The following is a 9,950-nucleotide window of genomic DNA, read 5'->3' as shown; positions in this document are numbered from 1 at the left end:
CGCCATCAGAGATGTGTATAAGAGACAGACACGACGGTCACCGTACAGGTGCGGAACATCAATCAGCCCGCCCCGCGGAGCGTGGTCTCGTTCGCGCACAACGCCACCGCACAGCTCTATCCGGACCGCTACGACGCCGACAGCTACGTTCCCCGATCGGCGGTGACGCCGGCCGAGACCAAAACGAGCGAGCCCACGCCCGCGGACCACACGCCGAGTACTGACCAGTCCACGACCGACGCCAGCGGTCCCGGGTTCACCACCGTCGGGGCGCTTGTCGCACTGCTGGCGCTGGTCTGCACACAGCAGTTCCGCCGCCGGAGGCCGTAGCGCCATGGACAAGCAAACTATCCGCGAAACGGTCTGGGACGCGCTGGAAGAGCAGGGTATCGCCCGGTTCCCGTTCCCGCCCCACGACCGGATTCCGAACTTCGAGGGCGCAAGCGAGGCCGCACAGCGCCTGACCGAGACGGCGGTCTGGGACGCCGCCGAGACGGTGAAGGCGAACCCGGACTCGCCACAGCTCCCGGTGCGACGGGCGGCGCTGCGGGCCGGCAAGACGGTGTACATGGCCGTGCCACGGCTCCGGGACGAGCGGTGCTTCTACGAACTCGACCCCGACGAACTCGACGACATCGAGGCGGCACCGGCGGTTTCGAACGTCGCGGACCACGCGCGACAGGTCGGTCCCGAGGCGGTCGGGAGCGTCGACCTCGTGGTGTCGGGTTCGGTCGCGGTCACCGAGGACGGCGCGCGTATCGGAAAGGGCGAGGGGTACAGCGACCTCGAATACGCCGTCCTCCGGGAACTGGGGCTGGTCGACGAGACGACGCCGGTCGTGACGACGGTCCACGAACTCCAGATTGTCGGCGGCCCCGAGGGCGTCGTCGACACCGCCGTGCCCGTCGACGACCACGACGTGCCGATGGACTGGATCGTGACGCCGAAGCGAACTGTCGAAACGGCGACCACGCACACGACACCAGCGGGCGTCGATTGGGACGCGCTTTCCCCGGCGCGCATCGACGAGATTCCAGTGCTTTCGACCCGCCGGCCCGACTGAGATTGTGGCCGCTATAGCTGGGTTAGAACCCTGGTAATGGAAGCTTACCGGCGGTACAACTTTAGCCCCACACGCCTTGGAACGCATATGGATACGCCCGTGGCTACGCCGAACCGTCACGGGGCCGATGGGACCGCCGGTCGAGTGCGTGTCCTCTACGTCGACGAGGACTGCGACGACATCACGGCGGTCAAGGAGGCGCTGACTGGTAGCACTGACGAGTTCACGGTGACAGTGTGTGAGACGGCGGATGACGCGATCAGAACTATCGAGAACGCGTCGTACGACTGTGTTGTCAGCGAGTACCAACTGCCGGACCGAGACGGAATCGAACTGTTACGGGCCGTCCGGGAGCGGTCCTTCGACCTCCCGTTTCTGCTCTTCACTGACAAGGGGGACGAGAGCGTGGCCAGCAACGCTATCTCTGCCGGCGTCACGGACTACGTGACGAAAACGCCGCTTTCGGAGCAGACGGAACTGCTCCGACAGCGAATCACCGCTGCTGTCGCCCGCTATCAGGAGGAAGCGGACATTCTCGACCGGATGACCGACGCGTTCTTCGCGGTGGACGAGAACTGGGAGTTCACGTACGCCAACGAACGCGGCCGACGCGTTATCGGCCGTGTGATGGGGGCAGAAATTAGCACTGCGGACCTACTGGGGCGCAACATCTGGAAAGTGCTTCCGTCCTTGGAAGGAACAGAGTTCAGCAAGCAGTACCGGCAGGCGATGACCCAGCAGGAACCAACATCCTTCGAGGCGTACTTCGAGCCGCTACAGACGTGGTTCGAAGTGTCTGTGTACCCGTCGCCGGCCGGGATTTCGGTGTATTTCCGTGACATCACTGAGCGTCATAAGCACGAGAAGGAGATCAGGGGTAGAGAGCGGACGCTCAGAGAGATTTACCGGGTCATCTCCCGGAAGGACCTCGATTTCGAGGACAAGGTCGAGCGCCTGCTCGAAATCGGACAGACCGTCCTCGGAACCGAAACGGCCGCGCTCTCACGCATCGATGGCGACATGTACGTCTTCGAAATCGTGCGCGACCGGACGGGGGCCATCGAGGCGGGCGATGCAGTCCCGCTGGACGCGACGAACTGCGAGCGGGCCGTCGTCGAGGAGAAGACGCTGGTGCTCGCTGATATCGCCGAGGACCGGCCAGAACTAACTGAGAGAGCGGGCTACGCCGAAATGGGCGTCTCCTGTTACCTCGGCACGCCCGTTGTCGTCGACGGCTCCGTATACGGTACGTTCTGCTTCTACGGCACCGAGCCACGCGACTCGTTCTCGGAGTGGGAAGTCACGCTCGTCGAGTTGATGGGGAACTGGGTCAGTTACGAACAGGAGCGCGAACGCCGCGAGCAGGAACTCACCCGCGAGCGAAACCGCCTGGAGGAGTTCGCCAGCGTCGTCAGCCACGACCTCCGGAACCCGCTCAACGTCGCGTTCGGCCGGCTCACGCTCGTCGACGAGGCGTACGACGGGGACCCGGAGCACGTCGAGGCGCTCCGGCGGTCGCTCGAACGGATGGACGAACTCATCGACGACGTGCTCGCGCTCGCCCGCGGCGGCCACAAGGTCATCGACGCGACCGAAGCGTCGCTAGACGATATCATTACGGCCGCCTGGGACACCGTCGAGAGTTCGGACGCGACGCTCGAACGCGTCGACACGGACGCGCGAATCACGGGCGACCAGACACGCCTCCAGCAACTGTTCGAGAACCTCTTCCGAAACAGTGTGGAACATGGTTCCACAAGCAGTCGGACGGAGTCCGACGACAGCGTGGAACACGGGGGCAGTCCGACGGGGGCCGACGACACCGTGACCGTCCGCGTCGGGACGCTCTCGGACGGGCGGGGGTTCTACGTCGCGGACGACGGCCCCGGTATTCCCGAGGACGAGCGCGACGAGGTGTTCGAACGCGGCTACACTACGAGCGAGGACGGGACCGGGTTCGGACTGGCCATCGTCTCCGAAATCGTCGACGCACACGGTGCTCGGATCACCGTCTCGGAAAGCGAAGACGGCGGCACGCGCTTCGACGTGACCGGTATTCAGGTCGAGTGAAGTTGGTCGACGCAGTCCCGGATGAGGCCGTCGACGTTCTCCGGGAGCGTCGGGTGGTAGGCCCGATCCGGCAGGTCGCGCACGTCGAGTCCCAACTCGACGATGATCTGGAACTTCTTTGCGAAGCTGTCCGCGTGGTAGTGCATCCCCTGCCAGCCGAGTACTGTCCCGTCGTCGGCGTCGACGACGAGCTTCGCCAGCCCCTCGGGCACGTCCTTCGATTTGAACACGCCGTCGTCGCTGGCCTGTCGCGTCGCCGTGACGACGTCGTAGCCAGCCGCTTTCGCCGTCTCCTCGTTGTGGCCGACGCGGGCGTATGGGTACACGCCCAGCCCGGAGAAGATGACGTGGTGGTGGACGTTCCGGTAGTCCTTGAGCGAGCCCCCGGCCTCCTGCCGGACGATGTTCTCGGCCGCGGTAAAGCCCTGCTCCTTGGCGACGTGGAGAATCGGCTCCTTGCCGTTGACGTCGCCGACGGCGTAGATGTGGTCGGCGTCGCGGGTCTGCATCGTGTCTTTCGCCCAGTCGCCTTCGACCGAAACGGGCGTGTTCTCAAGCCCCAGTCCCTCGATGGTTGGTCGGCGGCCGGTAAAGAGGAACAGCTGATCGGCCTCGAACGTCTCCTCGCCCCCGTCGTCGTACTCGACGGTGAGGCGGACGCCGCCGTCGTCTGTCTCCTCCAGTTCCTTCTCGTAGCAGTTCGTCGGGATCGTCACGTCCCAGTTGTCCTCGTAGATGGAAAGCGCCTCGTCGCCGAACTCCGGGTCGCCCTCGTCGATTGGCCGGTCGTCGTGCTCGATGACGGTGAGGTCCATGCCACCGGCCTCCGCCAGATACGGGACCATCTCCATCCCGATGTAGCCAAAGCCCATCACGATACCGGAGTCGGGGAACTCCGTGGCGTCGAGTACCTGGTCGCTGGTCATGAAGTCGACCTCGTCGATGCCGGGTGTGTTCGGAACGTTCACGCTGGAGCCGGTCGCGATGACGACGTAGTCGGCTTCGTGCTCCTCGCCGCCGGCCCGAACCGTGTGCTCGTCGACGAACGTGGCGCTGTCGTGGATGAATGTCACGTCGTCGCGCTCGGCCATCTCGTGGATGGAGTCCCGCCGGTGACCGGCCCAGCCGAGTACGTGGTCGTCCTTGCGCTCGACGACGGCCTCTAGATCAACCTCCGGCACGTCGCCGACGAGACGCTCGTCGTGGCGCGCCTGGAAGCGATGGGCTCCCGCGGAGAGCACTTCTTTGGACGGCATACAGCCACGAAGGATACAGAGGCCGCCGCCGGGCTCGCCGTTGTCGATGAGTGTGAGCTCGATGTCCTCCTCCTCGACGAGGTCGCCGGCGACTGCGGCCCCGGCACTGCCATACGCGCCGATGATAACGACGTGAGTCATACCAGTGCTAGGGCGATGCCCGCAAATAAAGGCTTCAATGGCGTGTTTCGCCCGAACACGACCGGCAGTGGAGTCGTGCCTCGGGGCCGCGGATCAGTCGTCGCCGTCGACGGATGCCGGTGGACGCGACCGCCCGAGCCCGAGTATGCCACGAACCGACCAGTCGGCGTTGAACACCCGGTCCCAGACGACGAGCGCAGAGGGGATCACCAGGAGGGACGCGAGGAAGGCGTACGCGATTGACAACGCTGTCAGGATACCGAACTGGCCGATTGCCGGGAACACAGCCAGCCCGAGCACGCCGATTCCGAAGGTCGTGGTGAGCATACTCCCGAACAGCGCGCCGCCGGTCCCGCGGACGGTCCGGTCCAGCGCCGTTTCGAGGTCGTTTTCCTCGAACTCGTCGGCGAACCGGTGGGTGACGTGGACCGAGTAGTCGACACCCAGACCGATAGTTATCGCCAACATCGTCGCTGTGAGCGCGTTGAACGGGATATTGAGTAGCCGCATCGTCCCGCCGAGCCACGCCACCGTGACGACGACGGGGATGATGTTCACGAGGCCGAGCGACGGCCGCCCTTCCAACATATTGTAGATGAGGATGAGGAACACCGACGCGCCGATAAGCGCAATCGCCAGTGACTGGATGGCCGACTCCAGAATCAGGTCCGAGACGGCCTGGAACACGACGACCGAGCCGGTCGCCGTCGCCTCGTACCGGAAGTCGTCGGCAACGTCTCTCGTATCGGTGGTCACCTCTGCGTCGGTCGCGTCCGATTCGACCGTGTAGACGACGCGTGCGCTCCGATAGTCCTCGGTAATGTAATTTAGCGCCGTACTGCGGGCCGGCGAGTCGAGCAGATACTCGTAGATCTCTTCGAGGTTATCGTCCGGGACGCCGTTGTCGTTCCGGTCGTTGCGCTCGACCATCCGGCGGAACTCGGGGTCGCGCTCGGCCTGGTCCTGGATGACCGTCACGATAGACGTCGAATCAGCGCGTCCGTCCTCTCGGATGAACGAGTCCGGCGGGTCGTTACCCGCCCGATACATCTGTTCGAGCGCCGCGTCGTTCCGCATCGGCCCCTCTACGTACACCGTCGCCTCACTGGACTGTGTCGTGTCGAACCGGTCGTCGAGGAAGTTCGTCACCTCCGTTACGGTGTACTCGCTCGGGGCGAACGGTTCCGGCAGGGCCTCGACGAAGTCCGGGTTCTCCTCGGGCGGCAGGAAGTCCTCCTGGCTGAACGACGTCGAGACGCCGGTGGCGTAGTAGCTGGCGCCGACCGTGGACACGAGGACGATGACGAGGAAGATGACCGGGGCGCGGTTCGAGATGACGACGCCGCCGCGCAACACGTCACCGAGTGCGGAATCCTCTGCACCCAGCGGCGTCTCGCTGAACGTCGGGATTGGGTAGCGCTGGCGGAGTCGGTCAAGCTCCACCTTCGCGGCGGGCAGGAATACCCCGAAGATGAGGAAGGTGAAGGTGATACCGACGGAGGCCACGTAGCCGAAGTCCTGAATCGGCGGTAGCGCGCTGGTGAGGTTCGCGGCGAACCCGATGACCGTCGTCCCGGTCACGATGAAGAAGGCGACAAGCAACTGGTCGGTCGTGATTCGCATCGAGTCCTGTATCGACGCCCCGGTCTCACGCTCCTCGCGATACCGATTGACGGCGTGAATCCCGAAGTCGATACCGACCGCCAGCAACAGCGGCGGCACGGCGATGAGCATCTGCGAGAAGGGGATGCCGGCAAGCCCCATGAAGCCGAACGTCCAGACGACGGCCATAAACAGCGCGAGTAGGCCAAGCGCCATGTCCGCGAGGTCGCGGTAGGCAATCGTCAGGAAGAACAGGATGAACAGCACTGCCGCGGGCACGGTCAGGATGAGCGAGTCGCCGACGACGTTCGAGAACTCGTCTGCGACGATACCGCTGCCGAACAGGGTGATGCCACCGTGGTCAGCGCTGGCGACAGTGAACCCGGCCTGTTTCTGAATGCTCGTCAGCGGACTTGACCCGCCCTGTCCTGACCCAGAAGAGATTCCGGCCGGGACCTCGTGTGTGACGACGCCGATTGTCGCCGACGCCGAGGCGGCTTTACGGTTGAAGTCCTTGCTCAGCAGCGATTCGAACCGTGGGTTCTGCTCGGCCGCGCGCCTGACGGCGGCATCGATCTCACCCGGTGTCGCAGACTCGACAGCATAGACCTGTTGCTCGGTCGTGGTCGCCTCTGGATCTACCTGCTGGGCGACAATGCTGGCGGCGCTTGAGGTCGACGTGACACGGAGCTGTCCGTGCTGTTCCAGCCGATGCTGTGACCTGAGCATCCGGAGCAGCGCCGGCTTCGAGAGCACGTTGTTCTCCTGCTGGATGAGCTGTGTGCTCCCTGTATCCGGAGAGAAGGGCGGCGAGAACTTGTCGTTGACCTCCTGTAGTGCCTCCTCGGCGGGAAGTCCGGTCGTAAACTGCGACGTCCCGGAGTTGGTCGAGACGCTCCCGAGGCCGGCGCTGAAGACCACCGTCACGACCAGGAAGAGGAGCACCACCTTCCGTGAATCGTGGACGATGCGGTCGTCCGCCCAATCGATGTAGCGCTGGTAGTCCATGCGTTAGCGGAACCTGAAGTAGCCGCCGATGGCCAGGGCGGCCACGAGTGCGACGCCGATAATCGCCGTCAGCGGCGAACTGCCACCGCCGGAGTTGGTCACGGAGATCGGGAGGCGGTAGGTGTCGGACATCGGCGTATCTCCGTCCGGCTCCTCGTACTGGAAGTCCACCGAGACGGGGTAGCTTTTCGTCATCGCGGAACCGCTTGCGCTGATACCGAACTCGATGGTCGTCGACTCGCCCTGGTCGAGGCTGTCGACGTACGCCTGATCGTCCGACACGGAGATGGGGGACTCGGCGAACAGCTTCGCCTCGATATCGGTCAGTCGCTCGCCGGCGTCGTTGGTGATGGTCACTTCGAGCGTGCTGGACCCGCCAACGTCGACGGACGCGTTCGTCGTCTCGACGATGAACTCGTCAGCGCTGCCGTCGACGCTCTGCCGGATTTCGAGCGTGTCGCTCTCGCGCTGGTCGCCCTCGCTGTTGCGGTAGTTGGCGACGAAGTCGAACTGCCGCGGGCCGGAGTTCGCGTTGTCCGACACGTCGGCGTCGAACGAGACGGTCGTGGACTCGCCCGGTTCGAGGTCGCCGACCGCGTACTGGGTCTCCTTCGGCGAGATGTTGTCGTGGGTGCTCGCCCAGTTCAGGACGACGTTGCGGACTGTTCGGTCGCCGGTGTTCGTTAGGGACGCTTCGATGGTTCCGTCATCGCCCGCCTGGAGGGTCGACTCCACGTCGCCCATGGCGAAGGACTGTTCGGGTTCGGGCGTGAGTCCGAGCGAGATGTCGTCAGCGACGCCGGCATCGCCTTCGGGGTCGTCGTAGCTCACTGACGCCGACAGGGCGTAGCTCTGTGTCTTGGCGTCGTCGCTGGCGCTTGCGTCGACGCTCACCGTTCGCGTTTCGCCGGGCTCCCAGGAGCCGACGAACTGCGACGTGGACTCGGACTGTCCGAACGTAATCGCGCTGTTCTGCGTGGTAAGCGACACTGTCGCGTCCGAGACAGTGACAGGACCGTCGTTGCGCAGGGTCACGTTGTAGGTCCCGGAATCGCTGACAGCGACGGCGCTATCGGTACTTTCGACGGTGAACGTTTGCTCGGGGTCGGGCGTAATACCGAGCGAGGAGGCGGTCGTGCTCTTTCGCACCCCGTCCGTGTCGTCGAAGTCGACCTGAAGGTCGAACTGATACGGTTCGGCTCTCGTATCACCGCTCGCACCGACGCGGTACCGGAGGGTACGCTGTTCACCGGCCTCCCAGGTGTCGATAAACCGGGAGCTGCTGGCGTCGCCACCGACTGTGAGTTCAGAGTTCGTCGATTTCAGCGTCACCGAGGCTTCTCGGGCCGGTTCATCGCCGGTGTTCTCGACGGTGACTGCGACCGTGCCGGTCGAGTCGACGCGTGCGCCGGAGTCGACGCTTACCACGTCAAAAGCTGCATCGTCGTCGATGTCGAGTTCGAGTTCGATCCGTTTGGTCGCGGTCTCTTCGTCCCGTGCACCGTCGTTTTCCGAAATGTAGCTCGTGTACTCGTATTCGACGATGACAGGAACAGTGTAGCTCCCGGGACTTGCGTCGTCAGCGACGCTGATGTCGAAGGAAATGGGTTGGGTCTTCCCTTCTGGGACGGAACCCACAGCCTGTTTGCTCGTTGTCACCGTAATCGGGGCGTCACCGTCGTTGACTTTGACTGTGGTCCCGCGGGCGGTCGTCACCTCGCTGCTCTGGACACCCTGGGTCGAGGACCCGGAGTCGATCGTTCCGCTGTTGACGAGGACGACGTCGAGTGTCGTCTCCTCACCGGGCGTGACGGTATTATCGACGAACGTTGCGTCGAAGTCGGGGCTCCCGGTTACGGCGGCGATCGCCGTTCCGGATGCCATGAGCAATGCGACAACTGCCAGCGTCAGTAATGTTCGTGGTTTCATGCGTAGGGACACTTCGGACATTCCTTGCCGTTGTTTCTGTCTGGAGCGGACGTCATGCTTGGGAGATCGGGATATGTACCCACATACGTCTGTGCAGACTCCCGCCCGAACCGTGTACATCGAACGAACGTTCGGTCGCCTATCAACGTTGTGGTTCCGTAACAGTGGGAAGATATTTACTGCCCGAACGAATATTCGGTCGGGATGACTGATGGAATTCCGTTCGCCGGGGAGCCAGCGGACTCGCACGAGGCGATAATGCGGGCCACGTTCCGCGCCCTCCGGGAATACGGGTACGCCGGACTTTCGATACAGCGAATCGCGGACGAGGCCGACCTCAGCAAATCGACGTTCTATCACCACTTCGATGGCAAGGAGGACCTCCTGCTGTCGTTCCAGGAGTTCATCCTCACGGAATTTAACCGCATCTTTCAGGTCGAATCCACCGGCGACCCCGAACAGGACATCAAGACGTTTGTCAGCCTCGTTCTCGACGATTTCCCGGACTGCGTCGAAACGCCGGACAAGAACGCCGTCCTCGGGTCGTACGTCGAGATGCGCGCCCAGGCGGTTCAGAACCCGGACTTCCGCGAGAAGTTCACTGAGACGGACGAACTGTTCGCCCGGCAACTCGTACAGATCATCGAGGACGGCATCGAACAGGGGGTCTTCGCCGACGTCGACCCCGAGACGGTGTCGCGGTTCATGATCACGATACTCGACGGCGTGATTCTTCAGAGCGCAACTCGTAACGACAACCCTGTCGCCGAGGTTCGGGACACTATCGACGAGTACATCGAAGAGACGCTGATTCTCGGTACCTATAGTAGCCATTGAAAATCAATGCACACCTGATCGCACGACGGCAGTGCGATCAGTGT

The 9,950-nt window shown here is 63.6% G+C and carries 6 protein-coding genes and 1 pseudogene; 4 read left to right on the top strand and 3 right to left on the bottom strand.

Annotation, left to right across the window (positions count from 1 at the left end; genetic code table 11):
• Nucleotides 1-21: 21 nt before the first annotated feature.
• The 3 genes and pseudogenes from btuF to C442_RS11915 all read left to right on the top strand — a co-directional run.
• Nucleotides 22-330 (top strand): annotated as a pseudogene (btuF, locus tag C442_RS11925) (PGF-CTERM-anchored ABC transporter substrate-binding protein); the annotation flags it as partial.
• A gap of 4 nt (nucleotides 331-334) precedes the next feature.
• A complete protein-coding gene (locus C442_RS11920) occupies nucleotides 335-1,063 on the top strand; it encodes a 5-formyltetrahydrofolate cyclo-ligase (protein ID WP_008310760.1) in 729 nt (242 codons plus the stop codon).
• A gap of 87 nt (nucleotides 1,064-1,150) precedes the next feature.
• Nucleotides 1,151-3,133 (top strand): hybrid sensor histidine kinase/response regulator, encoded by a 1,983-nt coding sequence (locus tag C442_RS11915; RefSeq protein WP_008310758.1) that lies wholly within the window; start codon nucleotides 1,151-1,153, stop codon nucleotides 3,131-3,133.
• On the opposite strand, the gene C442_RS11910 is transcribed toward C442_RS11915, so the two are convergent.
• The 3 genes from C442_RS11910 to C442_RS11900 form a co-directional block, all read right to left on the bottom strand.
• Nucleotides 3,121-4,530 (bottom strand): dihydrolipoyl dehydrogenase family protein, encoded by a 1,410-nt coding sequence (locus tag C442_RS11910; protein ID WP_008310756.1) that lies wholly within the window; start codon nucleotides 4,528-4,530, stop codon nucleotides 3,121-3,123. The two genes, C442_RS11915 and C442_RS11910, sit on opposite strands and share 13 nt — an antisense overlap.
• 93 nt (nucleotides 4,531-4,623) lie before the next feature.
• A complete protein-coding gene (locus C442_RS11905) occupies nucleotides 4,624-7,140 on the bottom strand; it encodes an efflux RND transporter permease subunit (protein WP_008310755.1) in 2,517 nt (838 codons plus the stop codon).
• 3 nt (nucleotides 7,141-7,143) lie between these two features.
• A complete protein-coding gene (locus C442_RS11900) occupies nucleotides 7,144-9,069 on the bottom strand; it encodes a COG1361 S-layer family protein (RefSeq protein WP_049942961.1) in 1,926 nt (641 codons plus the stop codon).
• A gap of 204 nt (nucleotides 9,070-9,273) precedes the next feature.
• Between C442_RS11900 and C442_RS11895 the strand changes: the two genes are divergently transcribed.
• The gene (locus C442_RS11895) at nucleotides 9,274-9,906 is read left to right on the top strand and encodes a TetR/AcrR family transcriptional regulator (protein WP_008310751.1); all 633 of its coding nucleotides are present in this window, start codon (nucleotides 9,274-9,276) and stop codon (nucleotides 9,904-9,906) included.
• Nucleotides 9,907-9,950: the final 44 nt, after the last annotated feature.

The organism is Haloarcula amylolytica JCM 13557, from assembly GCF_000336615.1.
In the GTDB taxonomy this organism is placed as follows: domain Archaea; phylum Halobacteriota; class Halobacteria; order Halobacteriales; family Haloarculaceae; genus Haloarcula; species Haloarcula amylolytica.
The sequence above is the reverse complement of the archived record's forward strand: the minus strand, read 5'-3'. Positions and strand labels throughout refer to the sequence as shown.